Source organism: Paraburkholderia sp. BCC1886 (assembly GCF_900996245.1).
In the GTDB taxonomy this organism is placed as follows: domain Bacteria; phylum Pseudomonadota; class Gammaproteobacteria; order Burkholderiales; family Burkholderiaceae; genus Paraburkholderia.
In genome coordinates, this window is sequence record NZ_CAAJGK010000022.1 from 41,545 (window position 1) to 66,470 (window position 24,926).

The 24,926-nt window shown below is 61.4% G+C and carries 21 protein-coding genes; 16 read left to right on the forward strand and 5 right to left on the reverse strand.

What is annotated here, in order from left to right; translation table 11 throughout:
• Window positions 1-47 precede the first annotated feature (47 nt).
• The 9 genes from FQ746_RS01815 to FQ746_RS01855 all read left to right on the forward strand — a co-directional run bounded on the left by FQ746_RS01815 (window position 48) and on the right by FQ746_RS01855 (window position 10,060).
• Complete coding sequence (locus FQ746_RS01815; protein WP_144106965.1) at window positions 48-1,217, forward strand: nucleotide sugar dehydrogenase; 1,170 nt, start codon at window positions 48-50, stop codon at window positions 1,215-1,217.
• On the forward strand, window positions 1,214-2,326 hold the full coding sequence (locus tag FQ746_RS01820; protein WP_144106967.1) for a glycosyltransferase: 1,113 nt from the start codon (window positions 1,214-1,216) through the stop codon (window positions 2,324-2,326). The genes FQ746_RS01815 and FQ746_RS01820 overlap by 4 nt, the downstream gene beginning before the upstream one ends.
• The gene (locus tag FQ746_RS01825; RefSeq protein WP_144106969.1) at window positions 2,323-2,880 is read left to right on the forward strand and encodes a hypothetical protein; all 558 of its coding nucleotides are present in this window, start codon (window positions 2,323-2,325) and stop codon (window positions 2,878-2,880) included. Before FQ746_RS01820 ends, FQ746_RS01825 begins: the two co-directional genes overlap by 4 nt.
• Window positions 2,877-3,869, forward strand: a complete 993-nt coding sequence (locus FQ746_RS01830; RefSeq protein ID WP_313955554.1) for a polysaccharide deacetylase — start codon at window positions 2,877-2,879, stop codon at window positions 3,867-3,869. Before FQ746_RS01825 ends, FQ746_RS01830 begins: the two co-directional genes overlap by 4 nt.
• Window positions 3,866-5,185 (forward strand): glycosyltransferase family 4 protein, encoded by a 1,320-nt coding sequence (locus FQ746_RS01835; protein WP_144106971.1) that lies wholly within the window; start codon window positions 3,866-3,868, stop codon window positions 5,183-5,185. The genes FQ746_RS01830 and FQ746_RS01835 overlap by 4 nt, the downstream gene beginning before the upstream one ends.
• On the forward strand, window positions 5,186-6,271 hold the full coding sequence (locus FQ746_RS01840; protein ID WP_144106973.1) for a glycosyltransferase: 1,086 nt from the start codon (window positions 5,186-5,188) through the stop codon (window positions 6,269-6,271).
• A gap of 13 nt (window positions 6,272-6,284) precedes the next feature.
• Complete coding sequence (locus tag FQ746_RS01845; protein ID WP_144106975.1) at window positions 6,285-7,748, forward strand: glycosyltransferase; 1,464 nt, start codon at window positions 6,285-6,287, stop codon at window positions 7,746-7,748.
• Complete coding sequence (locus FQ746_RS01850; protein ID WP_144106977.1) at window positions 7,738-8,463, forward strand: GNAT family N-acetyltransferase; 726 nt, start codon at window positions 7,738-7,740, stop codon at window positions 8,461-8,463. Before FQ746_RS01845 ends, FQ746_RS01850 begins: the two co-directional genes overlap by 11 nt.
• Window positions 8,464-8,626: 163 nt before the next feature.
• Window positions 8,627-10,060, forward strand: a complete 1,434-nt coding sequence (locus tag FQ746_RS01855; protein WP_144106978.1) for a mannose-1-phosphate guanylyltransferase/mannose-6-phosphate isomerase — start codon at window positions 8,627-8,629, stop codon at window positions 10,058-10,060.
• A 22-nt stretch (window positions 10,061-10,082) separates the two neighbouring features.
• On the opposite strand, the gene FQ746_RS01860 is transcribed toward FQ746_RS01855, so the two are convergent.
• The 4 genes from FQ746_RS01860 to FQ746_RS01875 form a co-directional block, all read right to left on the reverse strand.
• Window positions 10,083-10,775: an HAD family hydrolase gene (locus FQ746_RS01860; protein WP_144106980.1), complete on the reverse strand. Its 693-nt coding sequence runs from the start codon at window positions 10,773-10,775 to the stop codon at window positions 10,083-10,085.
• 93 nt (window positions 10,776-10,868) lie between these two features.
• Entirely contained in the window at window positions 10,869-12,317 is a 1,449-nt protein-coding gene (locus FQ746_RS01865) for a cytochrome-c peroxidase (RefSeq protein WP_144106982.1), read from the reverse strand.
• Between the two features lie 141 nt (window positions 12,318-12,458).
• On the reverse strand, window positions 12,459-14,273 hold the full coding sequence (locus FQ746_RS01870; protein WP_144106984.1) for a phospholipase C: 1,815 nt from the start codon (window positions 14,271-14,273) through the stop codon (window positions 12,459-12,461).
• Window positions 14,274-14,602: 329 nt separating this feature from the next.
• Complete coding sequence (locus tag FQ746_RS01875) at window positions 14,603-14,965, reverse strand: BON domain-containing protein (protein ID WP_144106986.1); 363 nt, start codon at window positions 14,963-14,965, stop codon at window positions 14,603-14,605.
• A 271-nt stretch (window positions 14,966-15,236) separates the two neighbouring features.
• Here FQ746_RS01875 and FQ746_RS01880 point away from each other — a divergent pair, with 271 nt between their 5' ends.
• The 5 genes from FQ746_RS01880 to FQ746_RS01900 all read left to right on the forward strand — a co-directional run bounded on the left by FQ746_RS01880 (window position 15,237) and on the right by FQ746_RS01900 (window position 20,869).
• Window positions 15,237-16,946, forward strand: coding sequence for a long-chain fatty acid--CoA ligase (locus tag FQ746_RS01880; RefSeq protein WP_144106988.1), 1,710 nt, complete (start codon window positions 15,237-15,239; stop codon window positions 16,944-16,946).
• Window positions 16,947-17,117: 171 nt separating this feature from the next.
• Window positions 17,118-17,447 (forward strand): hypothetical protein, encoded by a 330-nt coding sequence (locus FQ746_RS01885; RefSeq protein WP_144106990.1) that lies wholly within the window; start codon window positions 17,118-17,120, stop codon window positions 17,445-17,447.
• Between the two features lie 322 nt (window positions 17,448-17,769).
• A complete protein-coding gene (locus FQ746_RS01890; RefSeq protein ID WP_144106992.1) occupies window positions 17,770-18,948 on the forward strand; it encodes a glycine betaine/L-proline ABC transporter ATP-binding protein in 1,179 nt (392 codons plus the stop codon).
• The gene (gene choW, locus FQ746_RS01895; RefSeq protein ID WP_144106994.1) at window positions 18,941-19,843 is read left to right on the forward strand and encodes a choline ABC transporter permease subunit; all 903 of its coding nucleotides are present in this window, start codon (window positions 18,941-18,943) and stop codon (window positions 19,841-19,843) included. The genes FQ746_RS01890 and choW overlap by 8 nt, the downstream gene beginning before the upstream one ends.
• A gap of 15 nt (window positions 19,844-19,858) precedes the next feature.
• Window positions 19,859-20,869 (forward strand): GlxA family transcriptional regulator, encoded by a 1,011-nt coding sequence (locus FQ746_RS01900; protein WP_144106996.1) that lies wholly within the window; start codon window positions 19,859-19,861, stop codon window positions 20,867-20,869.
• Between the two features lie 8 nt (window positions 20,870-20,877).
• On the opposite strand, the gene FQ746_RS01905 is transcribed toward FQ746_RS01900, so the two are convergent.
• Window positions 20,878-21,960, reverse strand: a complete 1,083-nt coding sequence (locus FQ746_RS01905; protein ID WP_144106998.1) for a GlxA family transcriptional regulator — start codon at window positions 21,958-21,960, stop codon at window positions 20,878-20,880.
• A 288-nt stretch (window positions 21,961-22,248) separates the two neighbouring features.
• On the opposite strand from FQ746_RS01905, the gene FQ746_RS01910 reads away from it, so the two are divergent.
• Window positions 22,249-23,634, forward strand: coding sequence for an L-serine ammonia-lyase (locus FQ746_RS01910; protein WP_144107000.1), 1,386 nt, complete (start codon window positions 22,249-22,251; stop codon window positions 23,632-23,634).
• Between the two features lie 37 nt (window positions 23,635-23,671).
• Window positions 23,672-24,916 (forward strand): sarcosine oxidase subunit beta family protein, encoded by a 1,245-nt coding sequence (locus tag FQ746_RS01915; RefSeq protein ID WP_144107002.1) that lies wholly within the window; start codon window positions 23,672-23,674, stop codon window positions 24,914-24,916.
• Window positions 24,917-24,926: the final 10 nt, after the last annotated feature.

Consider the following 24,926-nt stretch of genomic DNA (forward strand, 5'->3'; position numbering starts at 1 on the left):
TTATACGCGGCGGATGATCTCCTGCCGCCTTGCCTCAGAGAACCCGTATGAAAATCGCAATCGCCGGCACCGGCTACGTCGGCCTCTCTCTCTCCGTCCTGCTTGCGCAGAACAATGAGGTCGTCGCGCTCGACATCGTCCCTGAGAAGGTGGCTATGCTTAACCGCAAGCAATCTCCGATCGAAGACACCGAGATCGAGGACTTTCTCGCGCACAAGCCGCTCAACTTCCGCGCCACGCAGAACAAAGAGGAAGCCTACGCGAGCGCCGACTACGTCGTCATCGCCACCCCGACCGACTACGATCCGCAGACGAACTACTTCAACACCAGTTCCATAGAAAGCGTGATCCGCGATGTCATGGCAATCAATCCGCAAGCGGTCATGGTCATCAAATCGACCATTCCCGTCGGCTATACGGAACGTACGCGAGAAGCACTCGGCACAACCAACCTGATCTTCTCGCCCGAATTTCTGCGTGAAGGCAAAGCACTGTTCGACAACTTGCACCCTTCGCGCATCGTTGTCGGAGAACGCTCCATGCGGGCTGAAATCTTCGCCGATCTCCTGAAGCAAGGCGCACTCAAAGAAGATATTCCCACGCTATTCACGGGCAGCACGGAAGCCGAGGCGATCAAGCTGTTCGCCAATACCTACCTCGCGATGCGCGTTGCCTATTTCAACGAGCTCGACACGTATGCTGCCCAGCACGGTCTGGACACCCACCAGATCATTCAGGGCGTGTGCCTCGATTCGCGTATCGGCTCGCACTACAACAACCCGAGCTTTGGCTACGGTGGATACTGCCTGCCCAAAGACACCAAGCAGTTGCTCGCGAACTACAGCGATGTGCCGCAAAACCTGATCAACGCTATCGTCGAGTCGAATAGTACGCGTAAAGATTTTGTGGCCGATAGCGTCTTGAAACGCCAGCCAAAAGTAGTCGGCATTTATCGGCTCGTCATGAAAGCCGGGTCCGACAATTTCCGCGCATCGAGCATTCAGGGCGTGATGAAACGCATCAAGGCCAAGGGTATCGAGGTCATCGTGTACGAGCCCGCAATGCAGGAGTCCACGTTCTTCAATTCGGCCGTGGTAAGCGACCTGTCGGAGTTCAAGCAGTCCGCGGATGTGATTCTGGCTAACCGCGTGACACCCGATCTCGCAGATGTCGCAGACAAGGTGTACACCCGCGATCTGTTTGGCGGCGACGCATGAACGGCCTGAAGCCGGCTCACACAGAACCCTCTGCAGAGACACTTCCTCGCATTCTGTTTTTCAATGTTAATGGCTCGGGAATGGGCCATCTGAATCGTTGTCTGGCATATGCGCGACGTTTGCGTGGCCGGGCACGGCCGGTTTTCTTTTCCTTGGCGTCGGCTATCGAAATCATCGAAGAGATGGGATTCGAGGCCGATTACTACGTGTCGCCTTACTGGTCGACGAGTTCGACGTTCGCCTGGAATAGCGAGTTAGCCATCCGGTTCGGCATGCTCCTGGAGCGGGTTCGCCCGGATGTGATCGTGTTCGACGGCACATGGCCCTTTCAAGGATTTCTGGCTGCGTGCGAAGCATATGGATCCCCGGCGCTCGTCTGGTCTAATCGCGGCTTGTTGAAGGCCGGGTCCAAGACCGTCACGGTAGACGAAGCGCTATTCGACCTGATGATCCAACCGGGTGAAATCGACGCGATCGAAAGTCGCTCGCCACTCGTGGGCCATGGGGAACGAGTGGTGGTTCCGCCAGTGTGTCTGCTCGAAGAGGACGAATTACTGGACCGTCTGGCCGCAAGAGACGCGCTAGGACTCGCGCAGAAAGGCCGGTTTGCGCTGTTTGCGCTAGGGCCGGGCAATCTCAAGGATGTCGCTGGTATCGGGCACGGACTGATCCGGATATTCGCAGCTGCCGGTTTTCAGGTGGTTTGGGTGCGCGCGCCCATTTCGGTGCGGGACATCGACCTCCCAGCCGGAGTGCAACCGCTTTCGGTTTATCCGCTGGCCCGCTATCTGAGAGCGTTCGACGTCTTCGTCGGTGCAGCGGGCTATAACACCTGCTGCGAACTCGTTCAGGCGCGTGTTCCTTCCTTGCTGGTGCCCAATACCGGATTGGCCGACGATCAGATGCAACGCGCGCAGATGTTGGCAAGCGTCATGCCAGTCGTCGTGTCGGCTTGCGAAACGGACCAGCAGCGTCACGAAGCATTCGACGCATTGACCAACAAGATTAACTTGGCGCCGACGGAATATCCGGCGATTCCCATGAATGGCGCCGCATTGGCGGCCAATGAAATTTTGGCTTTAGCCATGAAGCGGGAGCAAAAGCATTGAGCGTGATTGCTGAAACCAAGGCGCTGCGAGCGCAGTTGAAAGCGCTCGCGGCCAAGCCCGAGTGGGATATGCTCACGCGCTACGATCTGCTGGGCAAAAAGCCGCCCAGCGCGTTGAAAGACCGGCTTTGGCGGCGCGTACGGCGCTTTCTGGCGGCCGCGCGCCTGATTTCGCCCCACGTCACCCCTTATACGTGGATGCCTACCCTCAAGCACAGACCGCTTGCTGCCGATGTAAACACATTGGCCATCTGGGCGGTCGGTGCGAATCGGAATGAACTTCGCGCAGCGTGCGAGGGCTTCTCGAAGAAACTGGAAAATGCGGACACTCTGGCCCCGGTACTGATGACCGACGTCGCGGATTTCGCCTTCTATTCGCGGCTGGGATGGCTCGTGGAATATCTGCCTGAGTTGAGCGGCGAAGGGCAATCGTATCGGCAGAAAAAGCTGGCTTATCTCGCATGGCGTTATCGGCATGCTTGCACCGTATCGTTCAGTGCGGGTCTGGCTGGTGAGCAGGAGTGGAATGCATTGGTGAAGGTGAGTAGAAAATGATGGAAAAAAACCGCTATGCGATGGTGACGGTCGACACCGAAGCGTTGCCCAAGCGTGCCCCGCACGACCACGTCCAGCGGTTGATGTGGGGGGTGCACGAGCGCGGCACGGCTGGTATTAAAGAAATGGCGTCGATCGGCGACGAGTTCGGCATCAAGCACGTTTTCTTCGTCGATCAATGCGGCGCATGGTCGTATCTGGACGAAACAAAAGAAGTCGTCCGCTGGTTGGACGCAGCAGGGCAGGACGTGCAACTTCACACACATCCGGAGTACTTGCCCGACTCATTCTGGGCGGAACACGGTCTGGCACGCCGGCCGCAGTACATGAATCAATATACGGACGACGCGCGCGCGGAGTTCGTCATCAAGTATTTCCGCGACCTGATAGCCAATGAAACCGGAAAGCCGGTGCTCTCACATCGGGCGGGTTCGTTTCGCTGGAACGCCAGTACGATCCGCGCGCTCGACGCCGCGGGCGTGCGTCTGTCGTTCAACAATTCGACGACCGCCGTGCATGCCGGTCAGTGCCTCTACAGCGAGCCGACGAACCTGCCGTTCGCATGGTCGAACGGTGTAATCGAAGTGCCGATGACGGAGAAGAAGATTTTGCCGAAGGTGGGCAAATCCGAATGGTGGGCGCGGCTTACTTATCCAGAGTCGCCTTATTTCCGCTTTCGCCCCTGGTGGGGCAAATTGCTGCTGGACGCGCTGAGCGGCAGTCCGAACTTCTCCATTTTTCTTCTGCATTCCTGGTCGCTGCTTTACTGGGACGAACAAGGCTATGCGACCTACCGCAACGATCAACGGGTCGAGGGCTATAGAAAACTGCTGGCTCGTCTGACGAAAGACTACGACGTCATCACGAGCGCGGAGTTTCTCGACCTGCATGCTCGCGGAAAAATCAAGACGACGCACACCGTCGATCTCGCGCGAGCTGAATTGAGTCAGGCCGCACCGGTCACGTCACCCGGAAAAGTGCGGGCATGAGCGCCGCGCTGGATTCCTTGCAAACGCTGGTAAGCGAACCGTGGCTGGCCATGAATCGCTGGATGACCGTGCGCGCGTTGGAGCACCGGTTGAAGCGCCGCGCTGGGCCGATCTCGTTCCAGGCGGATGCGCAGAGCATGCTGTATGTCGCCGCGAGCGCGTTGCCTTATCACACGAGCGGCTACACGACGCGCACGCACGAGGTGATTCGAGCCTTGGCCTCGGCGGGCGGGCGCGTGCATGCGTTGACGCGGCCGGGTTATCCCGGCGACCGTTTCGATCGGCTGCGCAACGTAGCGGGCGAAGCGACCCTGGTCGGCGAGGTGCGGTATCTGCACGCGGCGGGACCGGCCAATAACCGGCCGGTTCTGTTCTATGCGCTGCAGGCCGCGCGGGTGGTGGCGCAATGGGCAAAGCAGCATCGCGTATCGGTTATTCATGCGGCGTCGAATCACGTCAACGCGCTGCCGGCATTGCTGGCTGCGCGGCAATTGGGTATTCCGTTCCAGTATGAAATGCGAGGCCTCTGGGAACTCACGCGCATTTCGCGCACGCCGCATTACGAAGGGCGCCAGGGTTTCCAGCAAGGCCTGCAACTCGAAGGCCTGGTCGCGCGCCACGCCGACCGCGTATTCGTCATCTCCGAGCAGTTGGGCCGTTATGCACGCGAGCGTTGGGGCATTGCCGAGGAACGCATGTTCCTGCTGCCCAATTGTGTCGAGCCAGAGCGTTTCGCCAGTCTTCCCGTACAGGAAGTCGAACCCGATACCATCGGCTACGCAGGCTCGCTGATGGCCTACGAGGGTCTCGATACCCTCATCGACGCCGTGGCGCTGCTGCGCACGCGCAATACCCCCGTGAAGGTCTATTTCGTCGGCGATGGCGAAGCGCGTGTCGCACTCGAAGCGCAGGTACAACGGCTCGGACTGTCGGACCAGATCTTTTTTTTAGGCCGGGTGACGCCGGAAAAAGCGCAGGAGACAATCGGCCGCTGCTCGCTCGTCTGTATTCCGCGCAAGCCGTTCAAGGTCTGCGAAATCGTCCCGCCTATCAAACTGGTCGAAGCCATGGCGATGGGCAAGCCGGTCATCATCCCCGATTTGCCGGTGTTCTGCGATGAAATGGGCACGGACCCGGCCGGCTGGTTTTTCAAATCGGGCGATACGGTGGATCTCGCGCGCGTGATCGACGCCGCACTGGCCGATCGTACGCAACTCGCCGCTATGGGCGAACGGGCAAAAGAATATGCGACCACGCAGCGAAGCTGGCGCGACTTCGTGATAAAGGCACTGCCTCAAAGTGCAGGGATGGATTGAATGGTCGGCAGGGTCATTAGGAAACTGGGTTCACTCGTCTACGATTATCCGACGGTGTCGGAGGACGTAGCGCGAGACGGGCGCTTCGGCCGTCTGAAAATCGCATTGGTCACGGACTATTTCACGGCCGACTGTTTGTCGGCGGAGTGCCGCGTGCGGACCATGACGCCCGCGAATTACCGCGATGTCATCGCAAACTGGAAGCCAGACCTTGTTCTCGTCGAATCGGCGTTTCATGGCGTGGACGGCAGTTGGCGTTACGAACTGGCTAAACAGCCCAGGCTATTGCGACTGACTAAACCCACGGCGATTTTCGATCTGGTCGAGTTCGCTAAAAAAGCGGGTATTCCAACTGTATTCTGGAATAAGGACGACGGCCCCTTCTTCGACGCGTTCATCGACGTAGCGAAGGTGTTCGACTACGTCTTTACGACGGATGCAGAGTGCCTCGCACGTTACCGCGAGCAGGTGCCGGCTCACGTGCCGGTCAATACGTTAATCATGCCGTATCAGCCGGCTTTCCACAGTTTTACGGGCTTCGATTTCAAGCGTAACGAAGCGTGTTTCACCGGTAGCTACTACCGGCGTATCCTTAACGAGCGGCGCCGGTTCCTCGACATGGTGTTCGACATTTGCGAACACAACCAGATGCGGATCAATGTCTACGACCGCAATCACGACCGGCTGTCGCGGCACCTCGAGTTCCGTTTTCCGAAGATGAGTCAGTTGAGCCTGCACGGCAAAGTACTGCATCGGGAAACGGCGCTCGTCTACAAATCGCATGTTGTCTCTCTCAACGTCAATTCGGTAACGAGTTCGGAAACCATGTTTTCGCGCCGTCTGGTCGAAATTCTGGCGTGCGGTGGCATTGCCGTGACGAATCCGAGTCGTGCTGTCGATCGCTATTTCCGCGATTTTTGCCACGTCGTGAATACGCACGAAGAAACCCGTGAGTTGTTCACGCGCCTGCAGCACGGTCCGTCACGCGAGGACCAGGATCGCGCCGAAGCAGGCGCAATCTACGTGCGGCAAAACCATACGTGGGCACATCGGTTGGACGAGATCTGCGCCGTCGTGAAGCTTTGAGGAATTGACCACGATGCTCGCGTTGCTCTCCGTGATCTGTCAGTCGGTGTTTTTCATCGTCGTGGTGTATTTCGCGCTCTATGTGGTGCTGGAATTGCGCGTCTTTCTGATTTCACGCAATGTCGAGCAGCGCAAACTGACTGATTTCGCCCAGCACGTCGTGCACGAGACCGACGTATGGCCGGCCGTCAGCGTGTTGCTGCCGATCTGCAACGAGTACGAGGTGGTCGAGCGGCTAATCGGCGCCGTCTGCCGTTTGCGCTATCCAGGCGGGGCGTTGCAGATCCTGGTACTCGACGACTCATCTGATAAGACAACCGAACTGGCCCGCGCAAAGGTTGAACAATTCGCGGCACAGGGCGTCGATATACGCCTGATCAAGCGTGAAAATCGTAAAGGTAACAAGGCGGGGAATCTCGTCAATGGCATTCAACAGTCGAACGGAGAATTTTTCGCGGTGTTCGATGCGGACTTCGTGCCGCCCGTCGACTTCCTGCTGAAAACCATTCCGTGTTTTAAAGATCCCGAACTTGGTTTCCTGCAAACGGGGATCGGCTACGAGAATCGCGACGTGTCGTTCCTGACGCGTTTCCAGGCCATGGAAATGGGCCATCAGCAATATGTGACCGTAGGCTTGAGCGAAGACGGCGACATGGCGTCGCTCAGCGGAAGCTCTTGCGTGTGGCGGAAAACATGCGTCGACGCATTGGGCGGCTGGAACGCGTCGACCGTCACGGAAGACGTGGATCTCGGCTATCGCGCACAATTCGGCGACTGGAAATATGCGTACCTGCACGACGTGGTATCCATGTCGATGCTGCCCGAAACAATTAGCGCTTTTCGCGTTCAGCGCGAGCGTTGGGGGCGCGGCCTGATTCACAGCGGCTTCAAGCACGCAAAAGAAATGCTGCTGCACCGCATGCCGTTGATCAAGCGCATGCACGCGTTTTCCGTGATGTTCTCTTCGGTCTTGCTGGCTTCGATCTACATGCTGGTCATGCTTAGTTTGCCGCTGGCGTATCTGGTTCATTTCGATGGCGAAACCATGCGTTGGGGCACGCTGGTGTTCTTCGTGCTCGTCGCGATCTGGGGCATCGTGAATACTCTGGGTGCGCGAAAGGGCGCACGATTCGAAGACAAACTCAGCTTCTCGCAGGACCTGTGGAATACCTACCGTTATATCTCGATGTTCCTGCCGATGTCCTGGTACTACTTCGCGGGCGGCGCGCGCGCATTGTTCGGTATTCACGACGACTTTCACAGAACGCCGAAGGGTAAGCGTGCATACCGGGCAGTGATTCCGCGGCTCGACTCCGTGCTGCTGACAGGCGATGTGTTTACGTTTTTCTATTCGCTGACGGCGGTTGCCGTGGCTTTGCGAAGCGGCAATTATTTTATGATTCCGCTGGATGTCACCGCCTGCGTAGGTTTTGGCATGGTTCTCTACTGGACGTGGAAAGAGCGAAATGAACGATGAAGTACTAAAGACGACGCCCACCACAACCAGCGAATTTGGCTCTCGTCAAAGCGATTCCCGAAATGTGGGCGCGTTGTCGTTTCGTGCCGCGCGCGCGAGCGACGCGGCTGTGTGCGCGCCGCTCGTATTCGAGTCCGGTGAGCATGAGTTCGAGTTTTTTCTCGGAGTGCCGGCCGCGCAGTGCATCGCGTTTCTGACTTACGCGTTCGCGCTGCGAGGCGGGCGCTTTTCCTGGCGTCGTCACGAAGTCGCGGTCGACGCCCAAGGGCAGATCGTCGCCGTGCTCGCGGCGCATGACGGTCGCCGCATCCTCGCCGACGACCCGCACGTGGTGTGGACACTGCTGCGTCATTTTGGTCCGCTGCGCATGGTGCCGATGCTATTGCGCGGCCTCATTCTCGAAACCGAACTGCCCAAACCGAAACGCGCAGAAACGCTCGTCGCGCATTGCGCGACGCTAGCCGATGCGAGAGGCAACGGAGTTTTCACAGCGTTATTCGAGCACGCGCTGAGTGGCTCGCAATCGGTGCAGCGCGGGCTCGATGCCAACCAGCGTGAAATCGTACTCGACGTACTGGTCAACAATCCTCGCGCAGCGGCGCTGTACCAGCGACTTGGCTTCGTCGCACTGCCGCGCAGGCGGCCAGTTTCGCGCCGTCTGCCGGCTCAGCTCGAATCGGTGCGTATGAGGCTCGGCGCGCGAAGCGGGGCTTGACGTTCCGCTATCATGTGCTCACTGGCGGCGCCCCACGGCCTGCCTTACTGCATTTATTTAGAGCACAATGAGCGTCGCGCGGCCCGAATGATGGGTGTCGACACATTTCGCGACCAGTCGAAGCAATTGCGTCGGGTCAACATACAGAGAGAGAGGAAAGACCATGCACATCCATCCAGTCATTCTCTGCGGCGGCAGCGGCACCCGCCTGTGGCCGATGTCGCGCGGCGGCTACCCCAAGCAATATCTGAAGCTCACCGGTGAACATTCGCTGGTCCAGCAAACCGCTCTGCGTCTGGGCGGTATCACCAACATTTCCGCGCCGATCGTCGTGACGAACAACGACCAGCGCTTCCTCGTGGCAGAGCAGTTCCGTCAGATCGGCGTCCCGGCATCGGCCATCGTGCTGGAGCCGGTCAGCCGTAACACTGCCGCCGCCATTGCCGTCGCCGCGTTGCTCGCGCTACGGGACTCTCCCGAAGCCCTTTTGCTGGTGCTGCCCTCCGACCATGTAATCGCTGGCGAAGCGGCCTTCGTGAAGGCCACTGAAGCCGCCGCGCAAATCGCCCAACAAGGCTACCTCGTCACCTTCGGCATCACCCCCACCGAACCGCACACCGGCTACGGCTACATCCGCGCCGGCGCCCAACTCGGCGACGCCGCCAACACCTTCGCCGTCGATTCCTTCGTCGAAAAACCCGACGTAGTCACCGCCCAATCCTTCCTCGACGGCGGCGAGCACTACTGGAACAGCGGCATGTTCATGCTCAAGGCGTCCACCTACATGGACGAACTGCGCAGCTATCAGCCGGAAATCGCGCTACAGGCCGAACTGTCGCTGGAAGGCGCGGAGCAGGACAACGACTTCCTGCGTCTGAACGCCCAGGCATTTGCCGCCAGCCCCGACATCTCGGTAGATCACGCCGTGATGGAAAAAACCCGCCGCGCGGCGGTGGTCACCGTCTCCGATCTGGGCTGGAACGACATCGGCTCGTGGACCGCGCTGGCCGATATCGCCGAACTCGATCCGCAGAACAACGCGTTGATCGGCGACGTGCTGACCGATTCTGTCACCGGCTCGTACATTCGCGCCGAACATCGCCTGGTCGCCGCAATCGGACTGGACAACGTGGTGATCGTCGAAACAGCGGACGCCGTGCTGGTCGCTCATCGCGACAAGGCGCAGGACGTCAAGAAAATCGTCGCGCGTCTGAATGAGTTGGGGCGCCACGAGTCCATCACCCATCGCCGTGTCGTGCGGCCGTGGGGTTCTTACGAAGGCATCGACAGCGGCGACCGCTTCCAGGTCAAGCGCATCATCGTGAGCCCCGGTGCGCAACTGAGCCTGCAGATGCACCACCATCGCGCGGAGCACTGGATCGTCGTGAAGGGCACCGCGCTCGTCACGAACGGCGACAAGGAAATCATGCTGACGGAGAATCAGTCGACGTATATTCCGCTAGGCGTGACGCACCGTCTGCTGAATCCGGGCAAGATTCCGCTCGAGTTGATCGAAGTGCAATCGGGCGCGTATCTGGGCGAGGACGACATCGTCCGCTTCCAGGACACGTACGGTCGTGTCCCGAACAAGGTTTGAAGAAGGCCCGGCCCGCAGCGCTTCAACCCTGCTTGCCGCGCCACGCGGCAAGTAGCGCAGGCAAGCTCGCCATGTCCTGAAACACCTGCACGGCACCCGCTGCGAGCAACGCAGCGGCGCTGCTATGCCCGAGTTCTTTCGGGCAATAACCGAACACCGTCGCCCCGGCCGCCACGCCCGCGGTCGCACCGGTAACGGTGTCCTCGACCACCGCGCAACGCGCCGGATCGATACCGAGGCCCGCGGCGGCCGCCAGATAAACGTCGGGATAAGGCTTGCTACGCGGCGTTTCGTGTCCGCTGAAAATGCGTCCGGCGAAGCAGTCCAGCATGTTCGCTTTCGTCAATTGCAATTCGACCTTGATGCGGTCGGCGCCGGACGCAACGGCAATGCGTCCCTCCAGCGTTTTATAAAGCGCGCGCACGGCAGTCTCGGCGCCGGCAATCGCTTCCAGTTCGACATCGAGCGCCGCATTGCGCCGCGCGCGAAACTGCATGAGCCAGTCGGTGGTGATCGCAAAACCGGTGCGGGCTTCGATCAGCGCCGCCTCGTCCTTCACGGCCTTGCCGACGAAAATGCGCATCGTCTCCGCCACGCTGAGGCTCCAGCCGAGTTCGCCGAGCATCTCGGTCAGGATGCGATTGGTGATGGGTTCGGAATCGACGAGCACGCCGTCGCAGTCGAAAAGTACGGCGTCGAAAGGGAAATCGGCCATCGGGCAGGGTAGGAAGAGAGGTCGCGAAGCGGATAAGAATACCGCACAACGTCACGACCTCCCGACCCGCCACACAGCGCGACGGCGGGGCTGTTAGCTCCCCGCACCCTTATATCCGTCGCTCAACGTCTTCATGAAGGCAATGATGTCGTTGATATCCTCATCGCTCATCGCCGGCTTGTCGCCGAGCTTGCGGTCGAGCGGCGCATCGGCATTGTCGATGTTGGCCTGATACTTGACGGGCAGATCGTCGTACTTCTGCACCTTGCCCGACGCATCGCGCGGATAGATCTTTTCCGGCGACGTATTGCGCAGATTATAAAAGTCCATCACGTGCTTGAGATCGTGATAAACGCCGTTGTGGAAGAACACCGTGCGTTCCGCCGAATTGCGCAGCGTCGGCGTCAGGAACATGCCGCAGTACTGGGTCAGATTCGTCAGATCGCCGCGGAACGGCCCGCACACGCCCATATCGTAGAACTTCGGATTCTTGTTGACCGGAATAGCCGTGTTGCGCGGCACGCCGAGCGCTTCGTATTGCGTATCGGTAAACACTGGCGGCAAGCCATCGGCACTCGGCGCGCTCAAGTGGCAGCCGGCACAGTTGGCCTTGTCCTTGTCGTTGAACAATTGCAGGCCGTGTAATTCGGCATGCGTCAACCGCGTCTTGCCTTCGAGCCAGTAGTCGTACTTGCTGCTGAACGCATGGAACGACTGGTCCTCGATCTGATAACGCGCCACGGCGAACATCGCTTCGGACACCAGCAGGCTGGTGTTGTTCGTGATGGACGGCCCGAACATCTGCTTGAACTGGTCGACGTACTTCGTTTGCAACAGCTTGTGCGCAACGTCTTCCGGCGTAGCGTTGGCCATTTCCACGGGGTTGGTCAGCGGTCCGAGCGCCTGATCCTGCAGCGTGTCGGCACGGCCGTCCCAGAACACGCCGCCTTGCGGCACCATCGCCGGCGCAGTGGGCGCCACCGATGCGTTCTTTTGCGCGCGCTGCACGCCGGTTGCGGCGGCGGCCTGTTGCGTCAGGCTCACGGCGACGTCGGTATCGCCCTGATCGGGACCGATGCTAAACGGTGCCTGCCGGTACAGATACGCGAGCGACGGCGGCGGACGGTAGCCGGCCTGGTCCAGATGCGCACCGCCCATCTGCACCGGGAAGGCATTGTCCGGGCCATACGAATGCTGCGGCGAATGGCACGATGCGCACGACTGCGTGCCGGAAGCGGACAACGACTTGTCGAAGAAAATCTGCCGGCCGAGCAGGGCGACCGCGCTCAGCGGTTCGCTTGGCGGACGCATCAAATGCACCGGCGCCGGGTTCGCACCCGTGATGTTCTCGACGATCTCACCGATAGCAGGCGGCATGCGCTCGGGGTACACCAGCGCATAAGCCGAACAGGCCACGCCGGCCAGCACGACGCCCGCGGCGCTCCATGCCACGAGGCGTAACCACGAGCGACGGGTAATGACCGGACCCGGCTCGCCTCCGTTGGGTAGATGGGCTGACAGGGCGTCTGAAGGAGTGTTCATGGCAAGGGTAACGAATGGACGAAGTAACGGAGTAACTGGGTACCAGTGGATCGCAACACCGACGCGATCGAAAAGCAAAATCGAGCCAGTACCTTCATACTGGCTCGATGCACGACTATTGCTTACGGTCGATGCCGCTCATCAGATAGCAGGGGCTGCCGACAGCTTGGTGCCCAGCGTCTGATCCAGATACAACGGCGGATTGTTGCCGGCACCCGTGAAGTCGAACATGTTCATGATGCTGCCCGCGCTCGCGTCGAACGAACCGCCGCCGAGGCGCTGCTTACCGAGCCAGTTGTCTTCGATGAACTGCACGACCGACGCTTGGGTGATCGGCGTGTCGTCGACGAAGTTGACCTTCGCCCACGGCGACACCACGATGAACGGCGTGCGCGTACCCGGGCCGCAGCGGCCGTTGACCGCGCCACCATTCACGCCTTGCGGCTGCACTGCGCCTGCTGCCGTACATTGACCCGCGCCGCTCAGGTTGTCGCTGCCCGCTACGGTCGCGCCGCCGGCCGATTGCGCCGTGGTCGAGTCGAACGAAGAGCTGGTCGGCGCCTTGTAGCGGTGGTCGTACCAACCGTCCGAATCGTCGTAGGCGATGATCACGGCGGTGTTCTTCCAGTCGGGTTGTTGCTGCAGGAAGTTGATCACCTTGGTGACGAAAGCCTGTTCGTCGATCGGATCCGAATTGCCCGGGTGGCCGTCGCTGACTGCCGGCGCCTTCAGGAAGTTCACCGACGGGAAGTTGCCCGCCTTCACCGCGGCGAAGAAGTCGTCGGTGTCGTACTGGTGGTGAACCGGCGTCGCCGTATTGTCGAGCGGATCGGTCGCGCCGATCACAGCCGTCGACGACGGACGCGTATGCGCGAGGTTGGCGGTGCTGGCGTAGTACTGGAACCAGTTGTGATGCTGCGTATAGTCGACTTCGCTCGCGCCGAGTACGGACGAGTAGGTCGAACGCGCACAACCGGTCGTGCCGTTGGCGTTCACGGTCTGCAGGTTGAAGCCGCCCATGAAGCCGCCCCACGTCAGACCCTTGGCATTCAGCAGGTCGCCGATGTTCTTGTTGGCCGACGACATGGCCGCGGTCGGCGAGCTGCCTGCCTTGATCGTGCAGACGTCACCCGTCGGGTCCAGGTCGCCCACCATCGTGAAGCCGCCGGCGCCGTCCGGAATCGCGTTGGCCGAGGTGCCGCCCGTGACCACCACGCCGTTGTTCTGACCGGACACCACTTCGATCGCACCCGGCGTCGACGGACCGAACGTGTCGGTGTACGCGTTGTCGTTCAGCGCGAAGTTCTGCGCGTAGTTCCACATGGCCGTGACGGTATTGCCGTCGAAGTAGCCGAGCACCTGGCCCTTCGTGCCGAAGGCGCCCGTGCTGCCGGCAATCGTCGACGTCGCTGCGGTGAACAGCGGGAACGAGTCCATCGCGCCGTTGTTATAGGCGAGCTGCTCGGCAGCGTACGCGTGGTTCTGGCTCTTCGTATTGGCTTGCGAGCGGTCCAGACGGAAGGGCAGCAGGTCGGCCGCGGGCAGACCGAGGCCGGCGACGGCGACGGTACCGACCATGCGGCCCGCCGTGTTGGGCGACGTCGTCAACGCGTTCGGGTTGGCGGTGATCAGGTTGTTGCTGCTGAGGTTGTTGACCGTCGGCGTGCCGCTTGCCGCGGTGAACGCCGGCTCGCCGACCGGATTGGCGGCGGTCGGATAGGTACCGAAGTAATGGTCGAATGCGACGTTCTCGCCGAAGATCACCACGACGTGTTTGATCGGCGTGAGGGTGGCAACCGAGTCCTGCGCCGACACCGTTGTCGCCGGTGTCGATGCGCCGGCGGGCGCCGACGCGCCCGTCGTGCTGGCCGCGGGCGAACTCACGCCGTTATTGCCACACGCTGCGAGCGCAAGCATCGCCGCAAACGGAATGGGTAAAAGGGTTCTACGGAACATGTGACAGACTCCAGATTCGACTTCGCCGTGCAGCGTTTCCATCAGACGTGTGGGGAATCGCTGTGCTTGTTGTTGGAAATACGGGGAAAGGCCTTGCTGCAAGAAACTGCGCGCATTGGACCATTCGTTCATTAAGATTTCGGGGCGTGTGCATTACTAAATGCCTCCTGCTGCATTCGAATTAATAACTTTGGCTGACGTTTTGCTAACGGAAGAATTCATGCGAAGCGGCGAGTGTTTCTTTTTGAAGCGCTCAATAAAACGGGCCGCTGTGCGATGCAACAGCGGCCCGTCGGTTCAGTACTTCGTCATGCGCTTGCGTCAGCCGATCAACCGCCGCTGCCGCCTTGCGTGCCGATGGTCAGTTTGTTATTCACCGACTTCACGCCGGGAACCTGGTTCGCCACGTCGGCGGCCTGCTGGATCTGGTCGCCTTGCGGCACCGAACCCGTCAACGTCACCGCGCCGCCACGCGCGCGAACGAAGACGTTCGACACATCGAAGCCCTGCGCTTTCGACAAGGCCTTGCGCACGTCGAGGCCCAGCTTGCGATCCGTCTTCTTGACCGTCTTGGCGCTCGGCGCCGTCATCGCGCCGGAGTCCGTCGTGTCGCTGGCCTGTGCATAAGCACCGGACGCGGTCGCCACGCACACCGCGAGACCGAGCACCTTCAACAGATTGAGTGTTTTCACGTTATCTCCATTCCTTCGAAAAGTTGTTGTCGTTTCGTCGCCTGCAAAAAACACCGCGCTTGCGAGCACGTCTGCGCTCGCGGGGAGCACTCTGTCTTGAGGAAGAGTGTGGGTGCGACGCTCCCGGCGCGGTTAAACAATACTCCAGCGAACCTGTCGACGTGGGAAAAACCTCGCCTTCATAAAAAGAATGAACGTGCTTTTATTTACAGGCAGGAGAGCCGCACGTATGATGGGCCGCACAGCAGGACGATAACAATCGGAGACGCCGATGAATCAACGCCATCACCCGCATTGGCCGCCGCACGCGCCCATGCATCTGACGCTGCCCGAAACCAGCCTCTTCTACAACGCCGAAGTCTCGGCCGCGCGTTTTCCCGACAAACCCTTCGTCGTCTTCTACGACACGCCGCTGTCGTTCGCCGCATTCAAGGACCAGGCGGAGCGTGTCGCGGGTTATCTGCAGCAGGAGTGTCACGTCAAGGCTGGCGACCGCGTGCTGCTGTACATGCAGAACAGCCCGCAATGGATCGTCGCCTACTACGGCATCCTGCGTGCGAACGCAGTGGTGGTGCCGGTGAATCCGATGAACATGGGCGCCGAACTGGCGCATTACGTGGAAGACACCGGCGCCACCACGATCGTCGCGCCGCAATGTCTGTTCAACCATGTCGAACCGTTGATGGGTGACGGCCAGAGGCCGGGCTTGCGGCACGCAATCGTGGCGACGTATAGCGATTATCTGCAGCAGCCGTCGAGCATTCCCGTTCCCGAGTTCGTCAAGGCGCCGCGCCAGTCGTTTGGGAGGCCGGGCGTAACGGCTTGGCACGAGGTGCTCGAGCGGCGTCTGGCGCCAGGCCCGCTTACCGCCGGTCCCGACGATCTCTGCGTGATGCCGTACACGTCCGGCACCACCGGCAAGCCGAAAGGGTGCATGCATACGCATCGCAGCGTCATGAGCACGTTGCTCGGCGGCTGCGTGTGGTTCGGGTCGCAGGCGGACAGCGTGGCGCTATCGGTGCTCCCGTTCTTTCATGTCACCGGCATGCAGGGCGGCATGAACAGCGCGATGTTCTCGGGCGCAACCATCGTGCTGCTGGCGCGTTGGGACCGCGACGCGGCCGCGCGCTGCATCGAGAAGTATCGCGTCAGCACCTGGCAATCCATCTCGACGATGATGGTCGACTTCCTGTCGAATCCGCAATTGGGCGACTACGACCTGTCGAGTCTCACGGCGACGCGCGGCGGCGGTGCGGCCATGCCGGACGCGGTGGCGAAGAAGCTGAAGACGCTGACCGGACTCGATTACGTCGAAGGCTACGGTATGTCCGAAACGGCCGCAGGCACGCACATCAATCCGCCGCAGCGTCCGAAACCGCAATGTCTGGGCATTCCCGTATTCGACGTCGACTCGCGCGTGATCGATCCGCTTACGCTGCTCGAACTGCCGCAAGGCGAAACCGGCGAGATCGTCGTCAACGCGCCGCAGGTCATGCAGGGCTACTGGCGCAATCCGCAAGCCACCGCGCAGGCGTTCGTCGAACTCGACGGCAAGCGTTTTCTGCGCACGGGCGACCTCGGCCATATCGACGAAGACGGCTATTTCTTCATGACCGATCGTCTCAAACGGATGATCAATGCGTCGGGCTACAAGGTCTGGCCCGCCGAGGTCGAGGCGTTGATGTACCGGCATCCGGCCATCCACGAAGTCTGCGTAATCGGCGTGAAGGACGGCAAGCGCGGCGAGACGGTCAAGGCGCTGGTGGTGCCCGCCGGCGCACAGGCGGGAACGCCGAGCGAGCAGGACATTGTCACGTGGGCGCATGGGCAGATGGCGTCGTACAAGGCGCCACGGATCGTCGAGTTCGTCACGTCGCTGCCGAAATCGGGCAGCGGCAAGATTCTCTGGCGCAAATTGCAGGAAGACGACGCGGCGCGCACGGCGGCAGCCGGTGAGCAGACGGGCGGCACGCCGGGTTGACCCGCTCAGGCAGAGAAGACACGCGATCCCGCCCCCCTTTGTGCTTAATCTGCAATTTGCCTGTAATCTCTGTCCGGCGGGCGCGTGCCGACTATCGCGCGCGACTCGCACCGATACACGGAACGCGAATACACACTCGGCTTAGCCAACTTTCCAAGGGGAAAATCTGTGATGAAGAAAGCAACCGTCAAACAACTCATGCTCGGCCTGGCCGTGAGCGCCATGGTGGCCGGCAGCATTCCGCTTGCCAACGCGCAAGCGGCGAGCGATGCGACGGCCACGGCTGCGCCTGCCACCACGGCAAGCAGCGCGAAGGCTGCGAAGGCACAGCATCGCGCGGAACGTAAAGCGGCCCGCAAGCAGGCGCGCGCGAAGAAAAACGCCGAGTTGAAGAAGCTCGAAGACGCAGGCTATCAGCCGGGCGCAGACGACCCGAACTATCCGAGCAACCTGCAGAAGGCTCAGAAGAAGGCCGCGGCCGCATCGGGTGCGAGCCAGTAAGCGAAGTTCCGGCCACGCGAACCGTTCTGGTTCGTGTGGCCAACCAGACCGACTCATCCGGCCGGTGTTTCGCGCACCGCGCCAACCCCACTTGCTCTGGCGCGACACGCCGGACAATCCCGCCAAGCTCTTGCAAACCCATACCCCTAGGGCTTTCCAGCCCGTGCCGGCGCCGTCGTCTGCGCGCGGTTGTCGTATTTCCACACGTGCCTGTCGCAAATAGTCGGCAACGCGCACTTTTGGCTGGCAACTATGTAGGCACTGCGCGGACGCACGTCCGCCTCGCGGGCAACTTGTTGCATGAGACCGGAGAGAGCATTCCATGAATTCCCCCAAGGTCGTGGTCGAAGGGCTGTGCAAGGTGTTCGGCACCAATCCGAAACAGGCAGTCAGCCTGCTTGCGGGCGGCGCGACGAAAGAAGAAGTGTTCGCGAAGACCGGACAGATCGTCGGCGTGCATAACGTGTCGTTCGAAGTGAAAGAAGGCGAGATCTTCGTGTTGATGGGCCTGTCGGGCTCCGGCAAGTCGACGCTGATCCGTCTGATCAACCGCCTCGTCGAACCGACCGCGGGCAAGGTGCTGATCGACGGCCGCGATGTCGCGAGCGTGCCGCGCTCGGAGTTGACCGCGCTGCGCCGCAAGGACATGAGCATGGTGTTCCAGTCCTTCGCGCTGATGCCGCAACGCACCGTGCTCTCGAATGCCGCGTTCGGTCTGGAGGTGGCGGGCGTGGGCCGCAAGGAGCGCGAGAAGCGCGCGATGACCGTGCTCGAACAGGTCGGCCTCGCGACCTTCGCCGGCAAGTTGCCCGCGCAACTGTCGGGCGGCATGCAGCAGCGCGTGGGACTCGCGCGCGCACTCGCGGTCAACCCGTCGCTGATGATCATGGACGAAGCGTTCTCCGCACTCGACCCGTTGAAGCGCAAGGAAATGCAGAACGTGCTGCTCGATTTGCAGCGCGAACAGCAGCGCACGATCCTGTTCGTGTCCCACGATCTGGAAGAAGCCATGCGCATCGGCACGCGCATCGCCATCATGGAAGGCGGCCGCGTGGTGCAGATCGGAACGCCGCAGCAGATCATTACGAACCCCGCCGACGATTACGTGCGCGCCTTCTTCGACGGCATCGACACCAGCCGCTACCTGACCGCCGGCGACCTGATGCAGACCGACGCCGTGCCGCTCATGCAGCACTCGCCGCAGATCGACGCCTCGAGCGTGGCCGCCACGCTCAACGGCAGTGCCGACTACGCGTTCGTGCTCGACAGCGAGCGCAAGATTCGCGGCTTCGTGTGCCGCGATGCAATGGGCAGCGCATCCCCGCAACTCAACCAGATCGAATGCATCCGCCGCACGACGCCGCTCGACGACGTGGTGGAGCGCGTGGTGGCGAGCCGCGCGCCGCTGCCGGTGGTCGACGCGGACGGCGCCTATTGCGGCTCGGTCAACAAGACGAATGTTCTGAACGTACTCACCCGTCATCGAGGTTCCCATGTCTGATGTCATCCCGCTCGGCGCCTGGGTCGATCATGGCGTTCATTACCTGCTCGACCACGACGGCAAGACCTTCGACTCCATCGGCAAGGTGATCGAGAGCTTTGCCGCGGCCGTCGAACACGGCCTGCAATCGGTGCCGATGTGGGCACTCATGGCCATTTTCGTGGGCATCGGTTTGTGGCGGGTCGGCTGGCGCTTCGCGCTGTTCACCCTGCTCGCGTTGCTGCTGATCTACGGCACCGGGTTCTGGGATCAGATGGTCATTACGCTCGGTCTGACGCTGTCGTCGACGGTGATCAGTCTGCTGCTCGGCGTGCCGCTCGGCATCTGGGCCGCGAAGAGCCGCTATGTGGAGATGGTGGTGCGTCCGGTGCTCGATCTGATGCAGACCATGCCGGCCTTCGTCTACCTGATTCCCGCCGCGATGCTGTTCGGCCTCGGCCGCGTGCCCGGCATTCTCTCGACCGTGATCTTCGCAATGCCGCCGGCAGTGCGTCTCACGTCGCTGGGCATCAAGCACGTGAACCGCGAAATCGTCGAAGCGGGGCAGGCCTTCGGTTGTACGCCATGGCAATTGCTCTACAAAGTGCAGTTTCCGAACGCGTTGCCGTCCATCATGACCGGCGTGAACCAGACCATCATGATGGCGCTCTCGATGGTGATCATCGCGTCGATGGTCGGCGCCGGTGGCTTGGGTAACGACGTGCTGGCGAGTATTCAACGTCTGGACATTGGGCTCGGCTTCGAAAGCGGTCTTTCCGTGGTGATGCTGGCGATCATTCTGGACCGCATCACGGAGAGCTTCGGACGTGCCCCGGGCATGGCGCGCGCGCCGCTGCTGTCGGGTTTGCGCAGCGTGATGAAGGTCCGCCGCGAGCCTGCGGCACAGCACGGCTAAGCGGCCACTACGCCCATGAAGCGCGACGAGATCGTGGCTGTGGAGTCTCATAGCGGGACCGAAGCCGAGGCGCCGTTGTCGAAACTCGCGCATTTCGGCTTCCTCACGCTGCCGAACTTTTCGATGATCGCTTTCACCAGCGCGATCGAAGTGCTGCGCATGGCCAACTACGTGGGGCGCGCGGAGCACTACCGCTGGTCCGTGCTCACGCCGGACGGCGAACCCGCGCGTGCCAGCAATGGCATCACGGTCACACCGACCACTACGCTCGACAAAGCGGGCATGCCGGACGTGCTGATCGTTTGCGCCGGCTGGAACGTCGCCGACCATGTGAACGACGAGGTCATCGCACTGCTGCGCGCGGTGGCGGAGAAAGGCATTCCGCTCGGCGGTATCTGCACGGGACCGTATGCGCTGCTGGCTGCGAATCTGCTGGACGGGTATCGCTGCACGGTGCATTGGGAAGATATGTCGCCGCTGCATAAACGCTACCCGCACGTGCGTTTCGCAGACGAACTGTTCGTTATCGACCGCGATCGCATGACCTGCACGGGCGGCACTGCACCGCTCGATCTGCTGTTGAATCTGGTGGCTTTACGCTTGGGCCATGCAGTCGCGGCGCAAGTGTCGGAGCAGTTCATTCTCGAGCGCATTCGCGGCTCGACCGATTATCAGCACATTCCCGTCGACGCCCGCGTCGGCTTTTCGCGGGCCGAGTTGATCGAAGTCGTGCGGCTGATGGAAGCCAACATCGAAGAACCGCTATCGCTCGATGAACTCGCGCGGCTCGTTCATCTGTCGCAACGGCATTTGCAGCGCATGTTCAAGATGTTCCTGAGCGTGTCGCCCACGCATTACTACCTGACCCTGCGTTTGCGCCGCGCGCGCGAACTGTTGCGCAATTCCGATGCATCGATCTCGCGTGTCACGACGGTGTGCGGGTTTCATTCGCCCTGTCATTTCAGCAAGGCTTACCGTGCGCAATTCGGGCATGCGCCTAGTGTGGAGCGGCGGTCATCCGTGTAGATCGCGCTTCAGATCGCTTGCGCCCGGCCTGGAAACGTTTCGTCGTAGCCGGCGCCATCGTCCACTTCGGCCGCCGTGCCGCGTTGCTCGCGATACATCACTGGCGGTAAACCGAACTGTTTGCGAAACTCGCGGCCCAGATGCGACGCGTCGGAAAAGCCGCAGCTGGACGCAATATCCGCGACGGTCTTGTCCGAACTCGTCAGCAGCCACGCGGCGGTGCGCAGTCGCACCTGCTTCGCGTAGGCTTGCGGCGCCTTGCCGGTTTCCGCCTTGAAAAGCCGCTCGAGTTGCCGCGGCGAGAGGTCGAGCTTGCGCGCCAGTTCGTCGAGCGATAACGAACGGCCCACGTGCTGCTCCATCAGCAGAATCGCGCGCTTCACCTTGGGGTGCGTGGCCGGTGCGAGCCCTGGCGGATGCGGCTGCGGTGCGTTGCCTTTCTGCATGTCGTCCACCAGCAGAATACGCAGCGCCTTCTGCACGGTAGCGGTTTCGAAGTGACGCAACAGGATGGCGGCCGCCACGTCGATCGACGCGCGCCCGCCGGAACATGTAATGCGCCGCCGGTCGATCACGAACAGACGGTCCGCAACCAGCGCTTCCTCGTTGACGGCCGGAAAACGCTCGATGAAATCCCAGTAATGAAACCAGCTCACGCAGATGCGATACCCGTCCAGCACACCTGCGCGCATCAGCGAGAACACGCCGGTGCACATGCCGACCAGCGTGGCGTCGGCAGCGGCTGCGCGGCGGATGAAAGCGAGCGTGGCGTCGTTCGTGGCGGGCCCCGAATGCAGCAGACCGCCTACCACGACGACGTAATCGAAAGGCTCGGCGTGCTCGAAGGTTTCCCACGGCGTGATCTGGATGCCGCAACTCGCGCGCACCGGCGCCAGGGTTTCCCCGATCACGCTCCACGAACAACGCACCGGCTTGCTGAAATCGCCTTCGTCCGCGGACAGACGCAACAGGTCGACGAAACCCGAGAACGCGGTCAGCGTGAAATTCGGCAGCAGGATGATGCCGAAGCGGATGCGCTGCTTCGACGTGCCGTCGACGGATTGAAGGGGAAGCGGATCAGCGGGATTCATGCATGCGGGCAGCTTGAAAAAGGGTCTAGGAGAGGATAGCAAAGACGTTCGCTGCAACACCTGCCACGACGACGCTGCCGGCCCGTTTCCGCATTGTGCCGCGCCAGATAAACCGTCGGTGAGCGGGCCTGTCGCAAATGCGTCAGAACTCATCGCAAATGCGCCGCGGCGCTTGGCGGCGGCGCGGCTTGACGCCACTATCCCACTGTCATGCCGTTTTTATTCTATCGGTGCAATTCGACGTGCGGTGCAATAGCGGCTAGTTTCAGTCAACGCACAAGGCAAGCGATGAACGTCAGCGTGTTCGATCTGTTCAAGGTCGGTATCGGTCCTTCCAGCTCGCATACGGTCGGGCCGATGATCGCTGCCTGCCGCTTCGCCTCGCATGTGGAAGACGCGAATCTGCTCGGCTTCGTGCGTCGTGTAAAGGTCGACCTGTTCGGCTCGCTGGGCGCGACCGGCAAGGGGCACGGCACGGACAAGGCGGTGCTGCTCGGGCTCGAAGGCAATCTGCCCGACCGGATCGACCCCGACCTGATCGAACCGCGCCTGCGGGCGATTCGCGAAACCAGACAACTCGTGCTGCTCGGCAAGCATCCGGTGAAGTACGACGAGCGCGAGCATCTGGGCTTTTTCCGCAAACGCATGCCCGGCACGGGCGTTGTGCATCCCAACGGCATGCGCTTTCAGGCCTTCGATGAAAACGCTCAACTGCTGGTCGAAAAAGAGTATTACTCGATCGGCGGCGGCTTCGTCGTGAATCGCGACGGCGACCGCGTGAACGGTTTGCGCGCGAGCGCCGAGGTGCCGTATCCGTTTCGTACCGGCGACGACCTGATGCGGGTGTGCCGCGAAACCGGCTTGTCGATCGCCCAGATCACGCTGAAAAACGAATGCGCGGCGCGCTCCGAACAGGACGTGCGCGACGGCCTGCTGGCTATCTGGCGCGCGATGTCGGCGTGTGTCGAACGCGGCTGCAAGGTGCGCGGCGAGTTGCCGGGGCCGATGCAGGTGAAGCGCCGCGCCGCCGACCTCTGCACGCAACTGCGGGCGCGCTCCGAAGAGTCGTTGCGCGATCCGCTCTCCATGCTCGACTGGATCAACCTGTATGCGATGGCGGTGAACGAAGAGAACGCGGCCGGCAGCCGCGTCGTCACCGCGCCGACCAACGGCGCCGCCGGCGTAATTCCGGCTGTCCTGCATTACTACGTGAAGTTCATGCACGCGTCGAATGACGAAGGCATCGTCACCTTCCTGCTGACGGCCGCGGCCATCGGCATCATCTATAAAGAAACGGCGTCGATTTCCGGCGCCGAGGTGGGCTGCCAGGGCGAAGTGGGCGTCGCCTGCTCGATGGCCGCGGCGGCACTCGCGGCGGTGATGGGCGGCACGCCCGTGCAGGTGGAAAACGCCGCGGAAATCGGCATGGAACACAACCTCGGCATGACCTGCGATCCGGTCGGCGGCCTCGTGCAGATTCCCTGCATCGAGCGCAATGCAATGGGCGCGATCAAGGCACTGAACGCCGCGCGCATGGCGATGAAGGGCGATGGCCAGCACTACGTGTCGCTCGACAACGTCATCAAGACCATGCGCGAGACCGGTGCGGACATGAAGACCAAATACAAGGAGACGTCGCGCGGCGGACTCGCCGTGAACGTCATCGAATGCTGAGAGTAAAACGCCGCAACATGGAAACCAGGGAACCACGATGAGCCGCTATTCGATATTCAGCCTGTTGCGCAACGGGATGTCGTATCACGAGAACTGGGAACGACAGTGGAAGAGCCCCGAGCCGAAACGCGAGTACGACGTCGTGATCGTCGGCGGCGGCGGGCACGGTCTCGCCACCGCGTATTACCTTGCGAAAGAACATGGCGTGCGCAATATCGCCGTGCTGGAGAAGGGCTGGATCGGCGGCGGCAATACGGCGCGCAATACGACCATCGTGCGTTCGAACTACTTGTGGGACGAGTCCGCCGCGCTCTACGAGAAAGCGATGAAGCTGTGGGAGGGCCTGTCGCAAGACCTCAACTACAACGTCATGTTCAGCCAGCGCGGCGTGATGAACCTCGCCCATACGCTGCAGGACGTGCGCGACACGGAACGCCGGGTGAATGCGAACCGCCTGAACGGCGTGGACGCCGAATTCCTCACGCCCGAACAGATCAAGGAAATCGAGCCGACCATCAACCTGAATAGCCGCTATCCGGTGCTCGGTGCGTCGATCCAGCGGCGCGGCGGCGTGGCGCGGCACGATGCGGTGGCTTGGGGCTTCGCGCGCGGCGCGGATCAGGCCGGCGTGGACATCGTGCAGAACTGCCAGGTCACGGGCATTCGCCGCGACGGCAGCCAGGTGACCGGGGTCGATACGACGAAGGGTTTCATCAAGGCGAAGAAAGTGGCCTTGGTTGCCGCGGGCAATACCTCCACGCTCGCCGATATGGCCGGTGTGCGTCTGCCGCTGGAAAGCCATCCGTTGCAGGCGCTGGTGTCGGAGCCGATCAAGCCGGTGGTGAATACCGTGGTGATGTCGAACGCGGTGCACGCGTACATCAGCCAGTCCGACAAGGGCGATCTGGTGATCGGCGCAGGCGTGGACCAGTACACGGGCTTCGGCCAGCGCGGCAGTTTCCAGATTATCGAAGGCACGCTGGAAGCGATCGTCGAAATGTTCCCGGTGTTCTCGCGCGTGCGGATGAATCGCCAGTGGGGCGGCATTGTCGACGTGACGCCGGATGCCTGCCCGATTATCAGCAAGACCGATGTGAAGGGGCTGTACTTCAACTGCGGTTGGGGCACGGGCGGCTTCAAGGCGACCCCCGGTTCGGGCTGGGCGTATGCGCACACCATTGCGAAGGACGAACCGCATCCGCTGAACGCGCCGTTCTCGCTGGAGCGTTTCTATACCGGTCACCTGATCGACGAACACGGCGCCGCCGCCGTTGCTCATTAACGCCTGCTAA